Source organism: Amycolatopsis sp. cg5, from assembly GCF_041346955.1.
GTDB lineage: Bacteria > Actinomycetota > Actinomycetes > Mycobacteriales > Pseudonocardiaceae > Amycolatopsis.
Genome location: NZ_CP166849.1, coordinates 2,115,771 through 2,135,337, shown reverse-complemented (window position 1 = coordinate 2,135,337; position 19,567 = coordinate 2,115,771). Strand labels below are relative to the sequence as shown.

Annotated in this window: 15 protein-coding genes; 3 read left to right on the top strand and 12 right to left on the bottom strand. The window is 70.1% G+C overall.

Translation table 11 applies throughout. The annotated features are described in order from the left end of the window. Positions 1–31 precede the first annotated feature (31 nt). From rpmA to AB5J62_RS09695, 3 genes are all read right to left on the bottom strand, one after another. Positions 32–298 carry a 50S ribosomal protein L27 gene (rpmA, locus tag AB5J62_RS09705; protein ID WP_091291672.1) on the bottom strand — a complete coding sequence of 89 codons (267 nt, stop codon included), beginning with the start codon at positions 296–298 and terminating at the stop codon, positions 32–34. Positions 299–313: 15 nt separating this feature from the next. After that, entirely contained in the window at positions 314–628 is a 315-nt protein-coding gene (gene rplU / locus AB5J62_RS09700; protein ID WP_370947817.1) for a 50S ribosomal protein L21, read from the bottom strand. A gap of 164 nt (positions 629–792) precedes the next feature. Beyond that, positions 793–3,642 carry a translation initiation factor IF-2 N-terminal domain-containing protein gene (locus AB5J62_RS09695; RefSeq protein ID WP_370947815.1) on the bottom strand — a complete coding sequence of 950 codons (2,850 nt, stop codon included), beginning with the start codon at positions 3,640–3,642 and terminating at the stop codon, positions 793–795. A 494-nt stretch (positions 3,643–4,136) separates the two neighbouring features. Here AB5J62_RS09695 and AB5J62_RS09690 point away from each other — a divergent pair, with 494 nt between their 5' ends. Next, positions 4,137–5,558 carry a S8 family serine peptidase gene (locus AB5J62_RS09690; RefSeq protein ID WP_370947813.1) on the top strand — a complete coding sequence of 474 codons (1,422 nt, stop codon included), beginning with the start codon at positions 4,137–4,139 and terminating at the stop codon, positions 5,556–5,558. A gap of 35 nt (positions 5,559–5,593) precedes the next feature. Here AB5J62_RS09690 and AB5J62_RS09685 read toward each other — a convergent pair whose 3' ends face one another. From AB5J62_RS09685 to AB5J62_RS09675, 3 genes are read right to left on the bottom strand one after another with little or no spacing between them, the layout of a single operon-like run. Next, on the bottom strand, positions 5,594–6,421 hold the full coding sequence (locus AB5J62_RS09685; protein ID WP_370947812.1) for an ABC transporter permease: 828 nt from the start codon (positions 6,419–6,421) through the stop codon (positions 5,594–5,596). Between the two features lie 3 nt (positions 6,422–6,424). Further along, positions 6,425–7,231 (bottom strand): ABC transporter permease, encoded by an 807-nt coding sequence (locus AB5J62_RS09680; RefSeq protein WP_370947810.1) that lies wholly within the window; start codon positions 7,229–7,231, stop codon positions 6,425–6,427. Then, positions 7,231–8,136 (bottom strand): ABC transporter ATP-binding protein, encoded by a 906-nt coding sequence (locus AB5J62_RS09675; protein ID WP_370950220.1) that lies wholly within the window; start codon positions 8,134–8,136, stop codon positions 7,231–7,233. The genes AB5J62_RS09680 and AB5J62_RS09675 overlap by 1 nt, the downstream gene beginning before the upstream one ends. A 262-nt stretch (positions 8,137–8,398) precedes the next feature. On the opposite strand from AB5J62_RS09675, the gene AB5J62_RS09670 reads away from it, so the two are divergent. Next, positions 8,399–8,848: a pyridoxamine 5'-phosphate oxidase family protein gene (locus tag AB5J62_RS09670; RefSeq protein ID WP_370947809.1), complete on the top strand. Its 450-nt coding sequence runs from the start codon at positions 8,399–8,401 to the stop codon at positions 8,846–8,848. 64 nt (positions 8,849–8,912) lie between these two features. Here the strand turns inward: AB5J62_RS09670 and AB5J62_RS09665 are convergent, their stop codons facing one another. The 4 genes from AB5J62_RS09665 to AB5J62_RS09650 form a co-directional block, all read right to left on the bottom strand. Then, positions 8,913–12,221, bottom strand: coding sequence for a phosphodiester glycosidase family protein (locus AB5J62_RS09665; RefSeq protein WP_370947808.1), 3,309 nt, complete (start codon positions 12,219–12,221; stop codon positions 8,913–8,915). Positions 12,222–12,314: 93 nt separating this feature from the next. Further along, entirely contained in the window at positions 12,315–13,049 is a 735-nt protein-coding gene (locus AB5J62_RS09660) for a maleylpyruvate isomerase family mycothiol-dependent enzyme (protein ID WP_370947807.1), read from the bottom strand. A 66-nt stretch (positions 13,050–13,115) separates the two neighbouring features. Further along, complete coding sequence (gene ndk, locus AB5J62_RS09655; protein ID WP_370947806.1) at positions 13,116–13,526, bottom strand: nucleoside-diphosphate kinase; 411 nt, start codon at positions 13,524–13,526, stop codon at positions 13,116–13,118. A gap of 56 nt (positions 13,527–13,582) precedes the next feature. Beyond that, positions 13,583–15,127, bottom strand: a complete 1,545-nt coding sequence (locus tag AB5J62_RS09650; RefSeq protein ID WP_370947805.1) for an alkaline phosphatase — start codon at positions 15,125–15,127, stop codon at positions 13,583–13,585. 78 nt (positions 15,128–15,205) lie between these two features. Here AB5J62_RS09650 and AB5J62_RS09645 point away from each other — a divergent pair, with 78 nt between their 5' ends. Next, positions 15,206–17,482, top strand: coding sequence for a penicillin acylase family protein (locus tag AB5J62_RS09645; RefSeq protein ID WP_370947804.1), 2,277 nt, complete (start codon positions 15,206–15,208; stop codon positions 17,480–17,482). Positions 17,483–17,531: 49 nt separating this feature from the next. On the opposite strand, the gene AB5J62_RS09640 is transcribed toward AB5J62_RS09645, so the two are convergent. Both AB5J62_RS09640 and AB5J62_RS09635 read right to left on the bottom strand, forming a co-directional pair. Beyond that, entirely contained in the window at positions 17,532–17,912 is a 381-nt protein-coding gene (locus AB5J62_RS09640) for a DUF4233 domain-containing protein (protein WP_370947803.1), read from the bottom strand. Continuing rightward, the gene (locus AB5J62_RS09635) at positions 17,909–19,525 is read right to left on the bottom strand and encodes a folylpolyglutamate synthase/dihydrofolate synthase family protein (RefSeq protein ID WP_370947801.1); all 1,617 of its coding nucleotides are present in this window, start codon (positions 19,523–19,525) and stop codon (positions 17,909–17,911) included. The genes AB5J62_RS09640 and AB5J62_RS09635 overlap by 4 nt, the downstream gene beginning before the upstream one ends. Between the last annotated feature and the right edge of the window lie 42 nt (positions 19,526–19,567).

Genomic DNA, 19,567 nt, shown 5'->3' with positions numbered 1-19,567 from the left:
TCCGGCCCCACCCCTCGTTCAGAGGTTCTGATTAAGCGTCGACCGTCTCGGACGGAACGATGTTGACCGTCTTGCGGCCACGCTTCGTGCCGAACTGGACCGCACCGGCCGCGAGAGCGAACAGCGTGTCGTCGCCGCCACGGCCGACGTTCACGCCGGGGTGGAACTTGGTGCCGCGCTGACGGATGAGGATCTCGCCCGCGTTGACTTCCTGGCCACCGTAACGCTTGACCCCGAGCCGCTGGGCGTTGGAGTCACGACCGTTGCGGGAGCTGGAAGCACCCTTCTTGTGTGCCATAGCTGCTCGGGTTCCTTACTGGTTGATGCCGGTGACCTCGACCAGGGTCAGCTTCTGCCTGTGACCCTGACGCTTGTGGTAACCGGTCTTGTTCTTGAACTTGTGGATGCGGATCTTGGGACCCTTGGTCTGCTCGACGACCTTGCCGGTGACCGAGACCTTCGCCAACGCGTCCGCGTCCGTGGTCACTTCGCCGCCATCCACGAAGAGGATGGCGGGGAAGGTGTGCTCGGTACCAGGCGCGCCCTCGAGCTTCTCGACCTCGACGACGTCGCCGACGGCCACCTTGTACTGCTTGCCGCCGGTCTTGACGATCGCGTACGCCGACACGGGAGTCTCCTGCTTATTCGACAACGGGTGGGGGATTGTGCTGGCGGCCCGCCGTGGGAGGAGCGGTCCAGGTCCTGCACAATGCGGCCCGCTCTACTGGCGGGCCGCATTACAGGTTACGTGCTGTGCTGCAAAGGGGTCACACCGGGGTGGTCAAACCCCGTTCACGAAGGGTTCTCCGCGCTGACCGGCGGGCCTGCCGGGCGGGAAGCCGCCCTGCGGGGCCGCCGCCTGGCCGAACGCACGGCCGGAGCCGGGACGCTGACCTCGGGAGCGGGCTCTTCGGGGATGAAGTCCGTGGTCGCCGACGGAGCGGTTTCCACCTGGGCCTCCTCCGTGACCTCGGCGGCCTCGGCGGGAGCTTCGGCGGCCTCGGCCACTTCGGTCACCTCGACCGTGGTCTCCGGGGTCTCTTCGGCCTCCACGACCTCAGTGACCTCGGCAGTCACTTCCTGTGACGGCTCCTCGGCGGCGTGGGCGTGGCCGTTCAGCGTGGCGTGCTCCTCGTCCTTCGCCTTCGCGGCGTTGGCGATGGCCTGCACGGCCGAGACGACCGACTCACGCTGCTCGGGCGTCGGCGCCGCGGGCGTCTCCGCCTTGGCCGCCGCGTGCTGCTCGGCCTCGTCGGCCTTGCCGCCGCCCCGGTTGCGCGAGCGGCGCGAACCGCCACCGCCACCGGAGGACTGCTGCTGGTTCTGCTGCTGGCCGCCGCCACCGTTGCCGCCGTTGTTACCGCCGTTGCCGCCACCCGGCGTGCGCTGCGGCTCGGACGTGACGACCACGCCACGGCCCTTACAGTGCTCGCACGAGGTGGAGAAGGCCTCCAGCAGGCCGGTGCCGATCTTCTTGCGGGTCATCTGCACCAGGCCGAGCGAGGTGACCTCGGCGACCTGGTGGCGGGTGCGATCCCGGCCGAGGCACTCGGTCAGGCGGCGCAGCACCAGCTCACGGTTGGACTCGAGCACCATGTCGATGAAGTCGATGACGATGATGCCGCCGATGTCACGCAGCCGGAGCTGACGGACGATCTCCTCGGCGGACTCCAGGTTGTTCCTGGTGACCGTCTCTTCGAGGTTGCCGCCCGAACCGGTGAACTTGCCGGTGTTGACGTCGATGACCGTCATCGCCTCGGTGCGGTCGATGACCAGGTAACCACCGGACGGCAGCCAGACCTTGCGGTCGAGCGCCTTGGTGATCTGCTCGTCGATGCGGTGGTCGTGGAACGCGTCGCCGGTGCCGGTGTAGCGCTTGAGGCGGTCGGCGAGGTCGGGCGCCACGTTCTCGACGTAGGTGTGGATGGTCTCCCACGCCGTGTTCCCCTGGATCTCCAGTGTGGAGAAGTCCTCGGTGAACAGGTCGCGGACGACCTTGACCAGCAGGTCGGGCTCTTCGTAGAGCAGGGTCGGCGCGCTGGACTTCTTGCCCGCGCTCGCGTCGGCCTTCTCCTTGATGACGTCCCACTGCGACTTCAGGCGCGAGACGTCGCGGCCGAGCTCCTCCTCGCTGATGCCCTCCGAGGCGGTGCGGATGATCACACCGGCGTCCTCGGGGACGATGCGCTTGAGGATGTCCTTGAGGCGGCGGCGCTCGTTCTCCGGCAGCTTGCGGGAGATGCCGGTCGCGCCACCGGCTGGCACGTAGACCAGGAAGCGGCCGGGCAGCGAGATCTGCGTGGTGAGGCGGGCGCCCTTGTGCCCGACCGGATCCTTCGTGACCTGCACGAGGACGCTGTCACCACTGGACAGTGCCTGCTCGATCTTGCGCGCCTTGCCTTCGAGGCCAGCGGCGTCCCAGTCGACCTCACCGGCGTAGAGCACGGCGTTGCGGCCGCGGCCGATGTCGATGAAGGCGGCCTCCATCGAGGGCAGCACGTTCTGCACGCGGCCGAGGTAGACGTTGCCCACGATCGAGCCGGTGCCCGACGAGGTCACGAAGTGCTCGACCAGCACGCCGTCTTCCAGCACGCCGATCTGCGTGGACTCGCCGCGCTCGGCGACGACCATGGCGCGCTCGACCGCCTCACGGCGGGCGAGGAACTCGGCCTCGGACAGGATCGGCGCGCGGCGGCGGCCGGCCTCGCGTCCGTCACGGCGACGCTGGCGCTTGGCCTCCAGGCGCGTCGAGCCGCGCACGCTGCGCACCTCGTCACGGGCCGGGCGCTCGGGGCGCTCGGTGGCCTCGCCCTTGGCCGGGCGGGTGTGCACGACGGTGTTCGGCGGGTCGTCACCGGCGGCGACGTCGCCTTCGTCCTCGCCACCCTTGCGGCGGCGGCGGCGACGGCGACGCTTGTTGCCACCGTCCGCGTCACCTTCGGCATCGGCGTCGTCGGCTTCGGCCGCGACCTCGACGACCGCTTCGGCCTCTTCGTCGTCGGCCTTCTCGGCGGCGGGCTCGGACAGCTCGTCGCCCTCTTCGCCCGCGTTGTCGTCGGCGCCCTTGCCACGGCCACGGCCACGGCGGCCGCGACGACGGCGGCGGCGACCGGAATCGTCACCGTCCTCGCCGGTGTCGGCGCCCTCGGCCTGCGGCTGCTCTTCCTCGACGTCCTCGTCGACCTCGGCGACGGGCTCGGGCTCCGGCTTGCGCGCGGGCTTCGCGGCCACCGGCTCCGGCGGCAGGAAGATCGGCGACGGCGCGGCGAAGACCGGCACGTGCGCGGCGACCCGGCGCTTCGGGGCGGGTTCCGGCTCGGGCTCGGGTTCCGGCTCGACGACGGGCTCGACAACGGCCTCGACGACCGGCTCGGGCTCCGGGGCCGCTTCGGCCTCGGGCTCGCTGACGAGACCCAGCGACTCGGCGACCTTGATCGCGACGTCACGCGACACGCTGGACTGCGCGCTGCGGACGCTTTCACCCAGCTCGGCGAGCTTGGCGAGCAGTTCGCGGCTGTTCGAGTCGAGCAGCTTGGCCAGCGCGTGCACGCGGATCTTGGCGGGCAGGCCGTCCAGCGGACCGGTCGTGGATGTGGCGGTATTCCCGCCGGTGTTCTCGGCGGGTGTGTCCGCGTTCGACATATATCTCCTCCGCCCCCGGGCGCGTCGCCGATGATCACCGGCACTGACGCGGCCGCGCAGGGGCCCCTTTCTGTTCGTTCCGTCGTGGTGGTCACCGACGACGGGAATCCTTGCCTTGGACCGTGACGTCGCCGAGTCTTTCCGGCGGCCGCGCACGGCTTGAGGTCCACTTCGGCGGGGCCCTCGCCGCCCACCTACCACGCCTTCGTCGAGCCGCTTACGGAGCGGCGACGAGCGCGGAGCTCACGAGGTCCTTCACCGGGTCGTAACGCCGCAGGCGGCGCCTGCGGACCTGACGACCGATTCGAGTATCCCACACGACCGCCCGCTCGCCGTGTGGCCGGTGACACGGGCGAGTCACCATCAGGTCACCATGGGCAGTCGCGACCCACCTCTCGGGCGAACTTTCCGTCAGCGCTTGTCCGCCCGCCAATCGGTGGTTACCGTGCGGCTTCAGGCAGGTGGAAGGCCATTCGATCGAGCGGGGAGGTGCGGTGCGCGTGCTGGCACGACCGCTGGTCGCACTGGGCTGCGCCGCACTGGTGATCGCGCTGGTCAACGGCCCCGCGGGCGCCGACGAGACGGCTCCGGCCTGTCCTTCCGCCGGGCGCGCCCTGCGCTACGTGACCGTCTTCGCTCGCGGCACCACCCAGGCCGAGGCCGAGTCGCAGATCACTACCGCCTGTGGTGCCACGACCGTGTACTACCCGCAGATCGGTGTCGGCGTGGCGACCTCACCCGATCCGCGCTTCGGCGAGCGGTTCGGCGTGGACCGCGCGTTCAGCGCGCAGGCCGAGCGGCTCGCCGCGCAGCAGAACCTGGCGGTCAAGCCGTCGCCGGCCCGTGCCGAACTCCCCCAGACCGACCCCGCCAAGGTGCCCACCGCCGACCGTTCCGACGAGCAGTGGGACATGAAGGCGATCGACGCCGTCGCCGCCAGAGCCATAAACCCGGGTAAGCGGTCCGTGGTGGTCGGCGTGCTCGACTCCGGCGTCGACCCGGCCCATCCCGACCTGGCGCCCGCGCTGGCCGCGGACGAGTCGGCGGGCTGCCTGACCGGCGCGCCCGACACCAGCCCCAAGGCATGGGCGCCGACGACCTCGGCGCACGGCACGCACGTCGCGGGCACCATCGCGGCCGCCGACGACGGCAAGGGCGTCACCGGCGTCGCGCCCGGCGTCCGGATCGCCTCGGTGAAGGTGATCGACGACCGCGGCTACGTCGACCCCGAAGCCGCCGTCTGCGGGCTGATGTGGGCGGCCAAGCAGCACATGAAGGTGACGAACAGCAGCTTCTTCGTCGACCCGTGGGCCCTGTCGTGCGCGCACAACAAAGATCACCGGGTCGTGCGAGAGGTGCTCGCGCGCGCCGTCGAATACAGCACCTCCGCCGGGACGCTGAACGTCGCGGCCGCGACGAACGAGGCGGTCAATCTCACGCCGTCGCCCCGGTCCGCTTCGGCCAAGGCCACCGGCTGCGAAGCGCTGCCCGCCGGGCTGCGTGACGTGGTGGCGGTCTCGGCCGTCGGCGCCGACCGGGTCAAGGCGGGCTACAGCTCGTACGGGCTGGGCGTGATCGATGTCACGGCGCCGGGTGGCGATCCCGGCGAGTGCGTCCTGTCGACCGTGCCCGGCGGCTACGCGCCGCTGTGCGGGACCTCGATGGCGGCCCCGCACGTGGCCGGCGTCGTCGCGCTGCTGGCTTCGGCACACCCCGGCTACGGTCCGCGACAGCTGCGCAAGACGCTCGACGCCCAAGCGCAGCCGATCGCGTGCCCCGACGACTACGACCTCACCGGCGACGGCACGCAGGACGCGTACTGCGCCGGCTACGAGGGTTACAACGGTTTCTACGGTCACGGCATGGCCAACGCGCTGGCCGCCGTCGCACCCGCCGTGCGTTCGCTCGCGGGCTAGGCGAACATCCACCACCGCCACGGGGGCGGGGAGGCTTACTTGAGGAGTAGGTGGCCTAGGCGCTTCGAGGAGGCCCAGATGCCGAGGCCCGCCATCGCCAGCAGGTAGGCGAGGTTGCCGAGCATGGACGGTTCGAACACGCCGACCGACAGGGCGCGCATCAGCTCGACGCCGTGGTACAGCGGGAAACACCGGACCACGATCTGGAGCGCCTCCGGGTACACCGACAGCGGGTAGAACGTGGTCGAGAACAGGAACAACGGCATCAGCACGAGCTGGATGTAGTCGAACTGGGAGGTCGAGCGCAGGAAACTCGCGCTGGCCATGCCGATCGCGGCGAAAGCGAACGAGATCAGCAGGGCGACCGGCACCAGCAGCAGCGCCCATGGGCTGTGCACGAGCCCCATCACCGACATCACGCCGAGGAAGCCGAGCGCGTAGATGCCGCCGCGCACCACGGCCCAGGAGATCTCGCCGATCGCGACGTCGAATGGGCCCATCGGGGTCGAAAGGATCGCGTCGTAGAGCTTGGAGTGCCTGAGTTTGAAGAACATGTTGTACGTGGAGTCGAACACCGCGCCGTTCATCGCCGAAGAGGCCATGAGCGCGGGCGCGACGAAGGCGACGTAGCTCATCGTCTGGCCGCCGGGGCCCGCGACTTCGGTGACCAGCTTGCCGAACCCGTATTGGAAGGCCAGCAGGTACAGCACCGGCTCCAGCGCGCCGGACAGGAACATCAGCCAGATCCGGGAGTAGACGAGGACCGAGCGTTCGACGAGCGCGCTCGCGCGGCCCGCGTACATCGCGGCGGGCAGCACGCGCAGCAGGACGCCGCGGCGCCCGGTCTGTTCGAGGACACTCATTTGTCAGACCACCAGCCGACGATAGAAGTTACGGCGAGCCAGGTAGGCGCCCGCGACGCCGAGCGCGCAGAGGAACGCGAAGTGACCCAGCATGGCGAGTGCGCCGGGGCCGGCTCCGGTGGCGCCGCGGGCGAGTTCGTTTCCGTGCCACAGCGGGGAAATCCAGGCGAGCCAGCGTAGGAAGAGTGGCAGCTGGGCGATCGGGAAGAAGGTGCCGCTGAACAGGATCATCGGCATCAGCACGAAGCGGAACAGCATGCCGAACCGCTCCCCCTCGTCATGGGTCGCCGCCGCGAAGGCCATGATCGGCGCGGCGGTCGCCATGCCGGCGAACACGCCGATCACGATGACGATCAGCACCCCGGCATTGGCCCAAGCGCCGAAGAACGCCGCGACCACCGCGTACGTCACCGAGGCCAGCAACAGCCGGAGCGCGATCCACAGCGCGTGCCCGCCGCACACCTGGCCGGGGCTGACCGGAGTCGCCGTGGCCGCCACGAAATGCCGCTGCCACTTGAAGCCGGACAGCACCGCGTACGTCGACTCGCCGACGGCGAACTGGATCGCGCCGGCGACGAGCAGGCATGGCGCGATGTACTGCAGATACGGCAGGCCGCCGGTGGCGGGCCCGGCCTCCACCTGCGACCCGAAGCCGAGCCCCATCGCGCCGAGGAACAGCACGGGCTGCAGGCCGCTCGAATACAGCGTCGCCTTCCAATAGCGCCGGTACCAGGTCCAGTAAGCCTCAAGCTGCGCCCAGGCGCCCGCCCACATTCCCGGCACCCGGCCGGTCGACCGCGCGGTGGTCATCACTCCACCAGCGATCGGCCGGTGAGGCGGAGGAAGACGTCCTCCAGGCTGCTGCGCCGGACCAGGCTCGACACCGGCCGGATCCCTTCGGCGGTCACCCGTTCCAAGGCTGCCTCGCCCTGCGGCGTGTAGAGCAGCGCCCGGTCGGCCAGGACTTCGACCCGCTCGGCGAACCGGGTCAGGTCGGGCGGCGCCTCGCCCGGCGGGAAGCGCAGCTCCAGCACCTCGCGGGTGGAGTACTTGGCGATCAGCCCGGACGGCGAGCCCTCGGCGACGATCCGCCCGTTGTCCATGACGACCAGACGGTCGCAGAGCTGCTCCGCCTCATCCATGTAGTGCGTAGTGATGATGAGCGTGACGCCGTTGGCCTTGAGGCGGAACAGCCTGTCCCACAACAGATGCCGGGCCTGCGGGTCGAGCCCTGTCGTCGGCTCGTCGAGCAGCAGCAGCTCGGGATCGTTGACCAGCGAGCGCGCGATGGTGAGCCTGCGCTTCATCCCGCCGGACAGCGCTTCCACTTCGGCGTTCTCGCGGTCGGACAGCTGCGCGAACTCCAGCAGCTCCCCCGCCTTCTCCTTGACGTGCGCCCGGGAGAGCCCGAAGTAGCGGCCGTAGACCTGCAGGTTCTGCCGGACGGTGAGTTCGGTGTCGAGGTTGTCCTGCTGCGGGACCACGCCGAGCCTGGCGCGGATCTTCGGCCCGTCGACGCTCGGATCCATGCCGAGCACCTTGAGGTCGCCGTCCGACCGCGGCGAGACGGTGGCGATCATCCGCATGGTCGAGGACTTGCCTGCCCCGTTCGGCCCGAGGAATCCGAACGCCTCGCCCCGCTTGACCTGCACGTCGATCCCGCGCACGGCCTCGAACTCGCCGAAACGCTTCACCAGCGCCTTCGCCTGCACCATCGGTTCGTCGTGATCCACGCTTCGCAGCCTAGGACCCGGCACCGACACTTTTCGACAGCTTTACCGCCGAGCTAAGTTTTCAACATCGGTTGATAACATCGTTTCCCAAGTGTCGCAAGGGTTTCAGGGTTGCTCTGTGTCGCTCGAAGGAGTGGCTTTGCGGAGCGTCGCCGGTTCAAGTCGGGCTTTTCGGCCACCCCGGCGGGTTTGCTTGCGCGTCGTGGCGGAAGCGACCGCCGAGACGATTGAGGAGATTTCACCGATGACCACCATCGAGCAGGACGTGACCGAGGTGCGGACGGCACTGCGGGACACGTTGGCCGCGCACAAGTCGATGTACTTGGCGACGGTCGGGAGCAACGGCCCGTGGGTGGGCGGGGTGTACTTCGCCGAGAGCGACCCGTTCACCCTGGAGCTCGTGCTCGAAGACAGCGGCCGCACCCTCGCCGCGATCCGCGCGAACCCGGAGGTGGCCGTCGTGGTGTCGACCGGCACCCCGGCGGAGCCGTTCCTGCAGGCACGCGCGACGGCCGAGGTGATCGAGGGCGACGAGGACTCGATGATCCGCGCCCGGCTGCAGGCGAAGGTGCCCGAGGTGGCGCCGTTCCTGGGCTTCCCGATCAAGACGGTCCGGCTGACGGTCTCGTCGTGGCGGGTCACCGACCTGGTCAAGGGCTGGCTGCCGGGCAAGGAAATCACCCCGGCCGCCTAGCTCACCCGGGGTCGTGAGTGGTACGACCGGTTAGAACCGGCCGTACCACTCACGACCCCAGCGCTCAGCCGACCTGGACGACCAGTGTCTGGCTCACCCCGTTCACGGTCACCGTCAGGCGCGCGGTGCCCGGACGCAATGCCGTCAGCACGCCCGTCGCCGGATCGAACGCCGCGACGTCCCACGGCGCCGTACGCGCGCCGACGCGGGTGCCCCACGAGCCCGTCCAAGCCGCGCTCACCGGATACGCGACCGGTACCTGCCGCCCGCCTTGGGTGAGCACGGCCGAGACCTGGGCCGTGCCGCCAGGCGCCAAAGCCGCAGGTCCCGAGATGCTCAGCGAGTCCACGTTCGGGCGGGTTTCGAAGCGCACCGGCTCGCGCCGGTCGGCCGGGTCCATCCGCACGAGGGTCCAGCCGACGAAGCCGCCGTCGCCGGGCGCGGCCGCGGGCGCCTTGCCCGAGTTGCCGTTGATCAGGTACGGCACACCGTCCACTCGCGACAGACTGAAGACACCGGCGTGCGAGGCGATCGCGCCAGCCGGTTTTCCTGACGCACGCTCGAAATCGGTGAGCCAGGTCGTCAGGAGGGAGGCCTCCTTGCGGTCGGTCAGCTGGGAACCGCCGGTCGGGCTCGGGTCCTGGACCGGGTGGTGCATCGCCACCACGACACCGCGTACCGCGGGATCGGCCTGTGCGCCGTCCAAGGCCGAGCGCAGCAGCCGGACCTGGTCGAAGCCGCCGCCGCGCAGGGTTCCGCGCGAGGAATCCAGGAGTATCAAACGGATCCCGCGCACGTCGACCACGCGATGGGTCTCACCGAAGGCGGCCTGGAACTCGGTGAGCCCGTGTCCGCCGTCGGCTTCGTGGTTGCCGGGGACGTAGTACCAGGGGACCTTGCCTTCGAGTTCCTCGAGCAGCACGGACTTGGCCAGCGCGAAGTCCGGCGCGGTGCCGCGGTCGACCAGGTCGCCGTTGATGAGCACGAGGTCCGGCTTGGCCGCGACGGCCTCGCGCAGCGCGCGGCGTGCCTGGCCGACCATCGCCGGGTTGTCCGAGGTGAACTGGGCGTCGCTGACGACGGCGACGCGCAGGCCGCCCGTGCCGGCCAGGCCGAGTGCCGGGTCGTGCGGGAGCGAGTCCGCAGGCACCTCGGCCGATGGCGCGACCGAGAAGGTCAGGTCGTCGAAGACGAGACGGCCTTCGTATTGCTGGTCCGGGATGTTCTCGACGGCGTAGAACCTGGTCAGCCGCTGCCCGGCGGGCAACGCGGCGGGCACAGTGGCCTCGGCGTAGCGCCAGCCGGTCCAGTCGACGCTCAGCGAGAAGTCGACGATCGAAGGGACGTTCGCGGCGTCGCGGAGTTCGCCGCGGATCCAGGCGCCCTTGCCGTCACCGTTGATCCACAAGCCGATCTTCTGCGTGCCCGCCGGGACCGCGAGCGGCACGGCCGCCGTCACATACGCGGCGCGGGTCGCGTTGGTGCCGGTCAGGCGGTAGTCCAACGCCAAGCCTCGGCCGCCGTGACCGGGCGCCTCGGCCAGCGCGGCGCCGACGACCGCCGGGTAGACGCTCGCGCTCCAGCCGTTCGGACCGTCCAAACCGGACGCGAGGCGGGACTCGGTGCCCACGGAAGTGCTGAGATGCGTGGACAATCCGGCCGCGGTCGCGGTGATGACCGACGCCCCGGCCGCCTTCAGCGCGGTCACGGCGAACCCGTCGCCGGACGGTTCGACGCGCACCACCGAGTGGTCGTAGTCGAGTTTGACGTCGTCCGGCTCGATCCAGGTGCCGTAGCCGTCCGCGTCGTAGCCGAGCACCTTGAACGTGCCGCGCGCCGAAGCACCCGAGAGCGCGACCTGCTCGGTACTCGTGGCGAGGCGGACTGCCTTGCCCAGCACCGAAAGCCCGAGCCGTCCGCGCGCGAGTCCCTGTCCCGCCCTGACTTCGACGTCGCCGGGTTCGTGCGCGGTGAAGACGCCTCGCGTGACGCTCCCCCGCGCCGGGCTCGTGGTGAACCACTGGGGCGAGGCGGCGACGGGCGCGCCGGTTTCGTCGTGACCGCCGGGAAAGAGCTTGCGGGTCAAGCCGGGCAGCACCCGGCGGGCGTCCGTGGTGTCCTCGACCGGGCGTGGTGCGAACGCGGTCAGCTTGCCGCTGCCCGCGGCCGTCGCGAAGCCGATGCCGTTGGGCACGGTGCGCTCGCCGCCGTCGGACGGCGAGTTGTGCACGGTCGGCGCGGCTTCGCCTTCCTCGCGGGCGATCAGCGTCGACGAGCCGCCGCCGTCGAGGTTGATCGCGTCGGACGCGCCGAGCGACTTCATGTGCCTGGCGAGTTCGAGCTCGGTCATGCCCCGGCTGTCGATCTGGCGGCCGTCGATGGTCGCCAGCCACATCTTCCGGCCGTCCGCCGAGAACCCGACAGCCGTGCGCGGGTGCATCGCGACCGAGTCGACCGGCTGGATCTGGCCGTTCTTGACGAGCACCTTGTTGCCGCCGACGGCGACCGCGATCTTCCCGGCGTCACTGCGCGGCGCGAAGGTGACGCCCACCTGGTCGCCCACGCGCAGCGCGCTCAGCGCGTCGGCTCCGGCGTCTCTGGCCAGAAGAACCGTGCTGCCGGCAGGAATCGGGCCGTCCGCCGGCTGGGTGCGCACCGCGCTGACCACGCCGCCGCGCAGCTCGATCTCGCGCACCCTGGCCGCGCCGGTGACCGCCGTGCGCCGCGAAGACGCGCCCCAGAGCGGGGTGTAGACGCCGAGTGAGGCGACCTCGGGGCTGTTGAAGTTCGACGCCGTCAGCACCTGACCGCCCGGCAGGGTGACCGACGCTTCGAGGAACACCTCAGCGAGCCGCGCGCGGCCTGCTTCCGTGACCGACGCGGTGAGGTTGTGGCCTGCCGCGGGCGCCGTCTGCAGCTGGGACTTGTCGATGCCGACACCGATCGGCGCGCCGGAGGCGTTGATGTCGAAGAAGTCGCCGTTGACGCCCGCGACCGAGCCGGTGCGGCCGACCTGCTGCGAGAGCGGTGTTCTCGCGGACACCGTGCCTGGGCTGAGATAGGTGGGGCGCAACGACTTCACCGTGAGGTCGACGGCGAGGGTGTCGCCGCGGATCCAGCCGAGTGGGTCGTAGCGGTCGAACTCGGTGAGGTTCAGTCCCGGCGCGACCGGCGAGGTGGCGCTGCTGGTCAGCAGGCCGTCGTCGGGCTCGGCGGTGGCGTAGGTGACGGGGCCCTCGTGCGCGGACGAGGCCGAGGGCGCGGCTTCGACCGGCGGCGGGCCGAGCGGGGCGGACAGCGGGTCGGCGGTGGCGGGCGCGGTGAGGACGGACCCCAGCACGGCCGTGAGCGCAAGCAGGCGTGACTTCTTCACGAGCTACCCCAGCATCGAGTGAATGGTTGAGAACAAGCTCACCTGATCAGGAGGGCCGTGAGAAGACCTGCGGGTGAACGCTCCCCGAACGGCCTAGGGCGTCATCCGGGCGGAAAGGAAAGCAGTGGCCGCGGCGGTGTCGCCACCGAGCTCGACTTTGGCGAGCGGGTAGCGCTGCCAAAGCATGAGCAGCAGTTCCTGGCCAGTGCCTTCGGCCGTCGCGGCGGGCTCGGCGTCCTCGCCGACGGCGGGCACTTCGCCTTCGCCGACCGCGGGCAGGTGCCACGAGGTGCCGGCGTCGGTGGCGCGCAGGGTGAGCGACGCGGTCAGCGGCGGCGGGGTGTGCCAGCGGGTGACGCGCGGCAGCATCTCGGTGAGCACCTCGTCGACGCCGTCGGCCGCGATGACGGGGTCGAGCACGAGTTCCTCGCCCGCCGAGGTGGCCGCGTCGTAGAGATGGACCGCGATCTCCTGGGTCTGGCGGCGGAACCAGAACGCCTTGATCTTGGCGCTGGTGCCGAAATGCCAGGTCGGGTCGGCCGGATCGGCCGCTTCGAGTGCCTCGATCAGCTTGGCCGCCGACTCCGCGTACCAGTCGGCCAGGTCGCCGTCCGGGACCTTGTCGAAGTCCTGCTTGATGGACTCGCCGGTGATGATCATGCCGGTGGCCCAGCGATGGACGTTGCCGAGATGCACGGCGAGGTCCGTCAGCCGCCAGTCACCGCACGTCTTGACGGGCGCGTCGTGGTCGGCGGTGCGCAGGACGCGCTCGAACTCCGCGACGAGGCGGCGCAGGTGCGGAAGGTAGTCGGCGGGCGCGAGCGGCATGAGGTCCTCCAAAAAGGTCGTGAGTGTTCCCGACGGTTCTCACCGTCGGGAACACTCACGAGTCTTTCAGGCTTCCGGGAACCAGAGCTTGAGCTCGCGCTCAGCCGACTCCGGCGAGTCGGAGCCGTGCACCAGGTTGTACTGGGTCTCCAGCGCGAAGTCGCCGCGGATCGTGCCGGGGGTGGCCTTCTCGACCGGGTCGGTGCCACCGGCGAGCTGGCGGAACGCGGCGATCGCGCGCGGGCCCTCGACGGCGAGCGCGACGAGCGGGCCCGAGGTGATGAACTCGAGGAGGTCACCGAAGAACGGGCGCTCCTTGTGCTCGGCGTAGTGCTCCTCGGCGACCGAGCGCTCGACGGTGCGCAGTTCCAGCGCGGCCAGCTTCAGGCCCTTGCGCTCGATCCGCGAGATGACCTCGCCGACCAGGCCGCGCGCGACGCCATCGGGCTTGACCAGAACCAGGGTGCGTTCAGTCACGACGGTATTTCTCCTTGGGTGGATTTCGTGTATTCGTGGCGAGCTTATCCGGCTGGTCAGCGGCGCTGCGGCTGCAGGGTCTTCGACCACAGCGAAGCACCCGTGGCGTCGCGGAGGTCAACGGTCAGCGCGCCACTGGAACCGTCGATGTTGATCTCACCGAAATGCTGGAAACCGTCGGCGGGCGAGGTGTTCGCGGCGGGCGGCGCGTGCACGAAAACGGCCTGGGGCCCGAATGTCGGGTCGAGCGTGTTCGGCCCGAACGCGCCGGCGTTGAGCGGACCGGAAACGAACTCCCAGAACGGATCGAAGTCCTGGAAGGTCGCGCGGTCCGGCGAGTACTCGTGCGCGGCCGTGTAGTGCACGTCCGCGGTCAGCCAGACCACGTTGCGCACCTTGCGCTTGCGGATCTCGCTCAGCACCCAGGCCAGCTCGGTCTCACGGCCGCCAGGCGCGCCGGGCAGGCCGTTCGCGACGCCTTCGATGTCCTTGCCGTCCGGCACGGTCAGCCCGATCGGCAGGTCGGCCTGGATGATCTTCCAGGTCGCGGTGCTGCGGTCGAGCGCGTCGACGAGCCAGCGCGCCTGCTTGTCACCGAGGATGTGGCCGGGCTTGGTGCGGTCCGAGGTGTTGGCGTCCTTGTAGGTCCGCATGTCGAGCACGAAGATCTCGGCACGCGCGCCGTAGCGGAAATGCCGGTAGACGCGGCCGTCGACGGCCGCGCGGCGGTCGATCGGGTGCCATTCGTGGAATGCCTGGAACGCGCGCGGGGCGAGCACGTCGACGCGCTTTTCGGTGTATTCGGGGCGGTCGTTGAGGATTTCGCCGGGATACCAGTTGTTGACGACCTCGTGGTCGTCCCACTGCACGTAACTCGGCACGGAAGCGGCGAACCGCTTGAGGTTCTCGTCGAGCAGGTTGTAGGCGAACTGGCCGCGGTACTCGTCGAGCGTCTCGGCGACCTTCGACTTCTCCGGCGTGACGATGTTGCGCCAGGTCCGTCCGCCGGGCAGCGCGACGGTCTCGGTCAGCGGCCCGTCGGCGTACACGGTGTCGCCGCTGTGCAGGAACAGGTCGGGGTTCCGCGCGGCCATGGCGCCGTAGATGGTCATGCCGCCGCGCTCGGGGTTGATGCCCCAGTTCTGGCCGACGACGTCGCCGCCCCACACGAGCCGCAGGTCGCGGCGGCTGAACGGCAGCGGAGCCGTGCCGAACCGCCCGGTCAGCGGCTCGCTGCGGGTCCGGTCGTCGTCGGCGACCACGCGGTAGTGGTACTCCGTGCCCGGCAGCAGACCGGGGATGCGGACCTTGCCGGTGCCGCCGGTCTCCGGGCTCATCACCGGCCCGCGGATGCGGCGCGCGTGCCGGAACGATTCGTCGCACGACACCTCGACGATCAGCCGGGACGGCTTGTCCGCGCGCGTCCAGACGATGGCGGAGTCGGTGGTCACGTCACCGGACTGCACGCCATGTGTCAGCACGGGCCGGGGTCGGACCAGCGGGGACGCTCCCGCGAGCGGGGCGCGCAGTGCTCCGGTGGCGAGCACTCCGGCGCCCAGGAAACCTGCGCGCAGCAGGGTACGGCGAGTCGGTTCGGTCATGCGCGGTTTCTATCCCGGCAGTGCGGCCGGTTGGCCAACGGCGGCTTTCCGGGCGGTGAACCGGCTAGCTTGGGAAGCATGCGAGTCCCAGTGCTGGCGGCCTGCGTGCTGACCACCATGTCCTTGCTCACTTCGCCCGCGTCGGCGGGCCACGAACCACGCGCGACGATCCGCTACACCGAGCACGGTGTCCCGCACATCGTCGCGCGTTCCTTCGACGGTCTCGGCTACGGCTACGGGTATGCCGCCGCGAAGGACAACTTCTGCGAGCTGGCCAACGGGTATCTGACGTTGAGCGCCGAGCGGTCCCGGTTCCTCGGGCCGGACGGCAAGGGGAACGACGCGCTCAGTGGCGCGCGGACGAACCTCGCCAGTGACCTGCATTTCCAGCGTCTCAACGACTCCGGGGTCGTCGAAGGGCTGGTCGCCCAGCGTGCGCCGCAGGGTCCGCTGCCTGAGGTGCGGCAGCTCGTCGCGGGCTATGTCGCCGGGTACAACAAGTACCTGGCGCAAGGGGTCACCGACCCCACCTGCCGCGGTGCCGCGTGGCTGAGGCCGATCCGGGAACTCGACGTCTACCGGCACTTCTACGCCGTCGCGGGCGTCGCGGGGCAGGGCGCGCTCGCCGACGCGCTGGTGAACTCCCAGCCCGGTGCCACGGCTGAAGCTCCCGCCGACGCGGCGAAGATCGCCGCGGCCGCCGACGCCGCGCTGGGCACCGGAGACCTCGGCAGCAACGGCATCGCGATCGGCGCCGACGCCACCGCGCACGGCAGCAGCGTGCTGCTCGGCAACCCGCATTACCCCTGGCAGGGCGGACGGCGGTTCTGGCAGTCGCAGCTCACCATTCCCGGGCGGTTCGACGCGGCGGGCGCGAGCCTGCTCGGCTTCCCGCTGATCCAGATCGGGCACACGGCCAACGCCGCGTGGACGCACACGGTCGCCACCGCGCGGACGGTCGGCCTGTACGAGGTGCCGCTCTCCCCCGACGACCGCATGACGTACCTGGTCGACGGCAAGCCGGAGAAGATGACCTCGACGACCGTGCACGTCAAGGTCAAGCAGCCGGACGGTTCGCTCGCCGACGTCGGCAGGCAGTTGTATTCGACTCGCTATGGGCCGGTGCTCACCTCCTTCTTCGGCACACCGGTGCCGTGGACCACGAAGTCCGCCTACGCGGTGCGGGACGCGAACGCGACGAACCTGCGCGGGCTCAACACCTGGTTCCAGCTGGACCAGGCACAGGACACGCGCCAGATCGTGCGCGCGCTTTCGTCGACCTTGGGTGCGCCGTGGGTCAACACGATCGCCACCGACCGGGCCGGGAACGCGCTCTACGCGGACATCCAGACTGTCCCACACGTCACCGACACTTTGGTGAACGAGTGCTCAACTCCGTTGGGGCGTAACCTTTTCCCGGCTTCCGGCTTCTCCGTGCTCGACGGTTCCCGGTCGGCGTGCGGCTGGGGAAGCGACCCGGACGCGGTCCAGCCCGGACTGCTCGGCCCCGGGAAACTGCCGATGACCCAGCGCCGTGACTACGCGCTCAACGCGAACGACAGCCCCTGGCAGGCGAACGTGAAGGCGCCGATCACCGGGTACCCGCGCATCGTCGGCGACATCGGCACCACGCGCTCGGCGCGCACCCGCGAGGCGTTGCTGAGCGTGGACGGCAAGACGTTCACTCCGGACTCGATGAAGCGGCTGCTCTTCGGCGACCGGAGCCGGATGGCCGAACTCGCGGCCGCCGACGCCGCGAAGCTGTGCGACGCCGGACCCGCGTGCGCCGCGCTGACCGCTTGGGACCACCGGTACACGCTCGATTCCCGCGGTTCGCTGCTGTTCGAGCAGTTCGTGCTGAAGCTGCCGCCCAACCCGTGGAAGGTCGCGTTCGACCCAAAGGACCCGGTCAACACGCCGAACACGCTCGACACTGACAATCCCTTGGTGCGTAAGGCTTTCAGCGATGCCGTCGCGGAGTTGACGGCCGCGAAGCTCCCGCTCGACGCCCGGCTGGCCGACGGTCAGGCCGTGACCCGCAACGGCGAGCGGATCCCGATCCACGGCGCTCCGCACGCGCTCGGCGTGCTGAATGTCGTGACGCCGGTGTGGGATCCGGCGAAGGGCAACGCCGAGGTGGTCCATGGCACGAGCTTCGTGCAGGTGGTCGGGTTCGGGCGGGATCGGTGCCCGGACGCGTCGACGTTGCTCACGTACTCGCAGTCGACCGATCCGACGTCACCCTATTTCTCCGACCAGACGAAGCTTTTCGGGCAAGGCGAATGGGTGCGCGGACGCTTCTGCGAACGGGACATCATGAGCTCGCCCGCGCTGCGAGTGGTGCGTCTGCGGTAAAGGGCTCGTGAGCGTTGCGGGCGGTTAGAACCGCCCGCAACGCTCACGACTACTGCTGGCTGGGCAAGGTGCCGGCGGCCATCCGGCGCAGGACGTCCTTGCGCAGCCAGAGCAGCCACAGCCAGATGCCGCCGAAGATGAGACCGAGGATGCCCATCGCGGGCAGTGTCACGATGAACGCGATCATCGCGACCTGCAGCGCCAGCACCGCGGGCACCGCCCACGGCCGCTTGATCATGCCGCACAGCACGATCAGCGCGACCGCGATCACGATCATCGACCAGCCGGTCAGCGTGCTGATGCCGCCGCCGACGTTCGCGACCACCGGCAGAGCCAGCGCGACCGCGATGGCCTCCATGATCAGCGTGCCCGACATGACGCCGCGGAACGACTTCATCGGGTCCTTGGCAGGCGGCTTGACCTCGCTCATGCGGGTTCCTTCCCGAACAGCGTGCGCGCGTCGCCAGCGGTGACCACCGAGCCGGTGATCAGCACACCGCCGCCCGCCAGCGGCTCTTCAGGGTCGTCGTGCTGCTCGACCAGGCCGATGGCGGTCTCCACGGCGGCGTCCAGGCTGGACTCGGCGCGCACGCGGTCCTCACCGAACACGGAGATCGCGAGGTCGTTCAGCTCCAGCAGCGGCATCGAGCGCGGCGACGAGTTGACCGTCACCACGATGTCCGAAATCACCGGTTCGAGTGCTTCGAGGATGCCGAGCGCGTCCTTCTCGGACATGACCGCGACCACGGCGGCGAGCTTGCGGAAGGCGAACTCGTCGGCCAGCGCCTGCGCGAGCGCGCGGGCGCCGTGCGGGTTGTGCGCGGAGTCGAGGATGACGGTCGGTGCCGCGCGGACGCGTTCGAGCCTGCCGGGCTGCTCGACCTCGGCGAACGCCTCGCGGACGGCCTCGGCCACCAGCTGGCGGTCCTTGCCCGCGCCGAAGAACGCCTCGACCGCGGCCAGCGCGAGCGCGGCGTTGGCGGCCTGGTGGGCGCCGTGCAGCGGCAGGAAGATCTGGTCGTAGACACCGCCGAGGCCCTGCAGCTTGAGCAGCTGCCCGCCGACGGCGATCTCGCGCTCCAGCACGCCGAACTCGCTGCCGGCGCGCGCGACGCTGGCGTCGACCTCGATGGCGCGTTCCAGCAGCACCTTGAGGACGTTGTCGTCCTGCTCGGCGATGACCGCGACGCTGCCCGGCTTGATGATGCCCGCCTTCTCGGCGGCGATCTTGGTCACGTCGGTGCCGAGGTAGTCGGTGTGGTCGAGCGAGATCGGGGTGATGACCGCGACCTCGCCGTCGGCGACGTTGGTGGCGTCCCAGGTGCCGCCCATGCCGGTCTCGATCACCGCGGCCTCGACCGGCGCGTCCGCGAAGGCCGCGAACGCCATGCCGGTGAGCACCTCGAACTTGCTCATCGGGACCGCGTCCGGCCCGCCCGCACCGTCCACCATGGACACGAACGGCGCGATGTCCTCGTACAGGTCAACGTATTTGGCCGCCGAGATCGGCTGCCCGTCGAGCGCGATCCGCTCGGTGACCAGCTGCAGGTGCGGGCTGGTGTACCGGCCGACGCGCAGGCCCATCCTGGTGAGCAGCGCGTCGATCATGCGCGTGGTGGAGCCCTTGCCGTTGGTGCCCGCGACGTGCAGCACCGGGTACCCGCGGTGCGGCTCGCCGAGCAGGTGCAGCAGCGCGGAGATGCGCGCCGTCGACGGCTCGATCTTGGTCTCCGGCCAGCGCTGGTTCAGCTCGGCCTCGACCCGCATGAGCGCTTGCCGGGCCTCGCGGCCGTTGGGGTCGGCGTGGTGCTCTTCGACGCCCTGGTCGTCGAGCTCGTGCAGCTCCTGGTCCTCGGCGGCGACCAGGTCGGGCACCGGGCCGAGCACCACGTTGTCGCCGAGCTGGCCGACGCCGCCGATACCGCTGCCCGGCCGTCCGCCCGCCTCGAAGGCGGGGTCGTAGCCCTCTTCATCGACCAGATCCGGCAGGCCGGTGACCGGGCCGTCGTCTTCGTCGTCGTCGAAGGGCTCGTCTTGCCGCACACAAACTCCCAAGCTCGATACTTTCCGCAGTACACGAGTCTA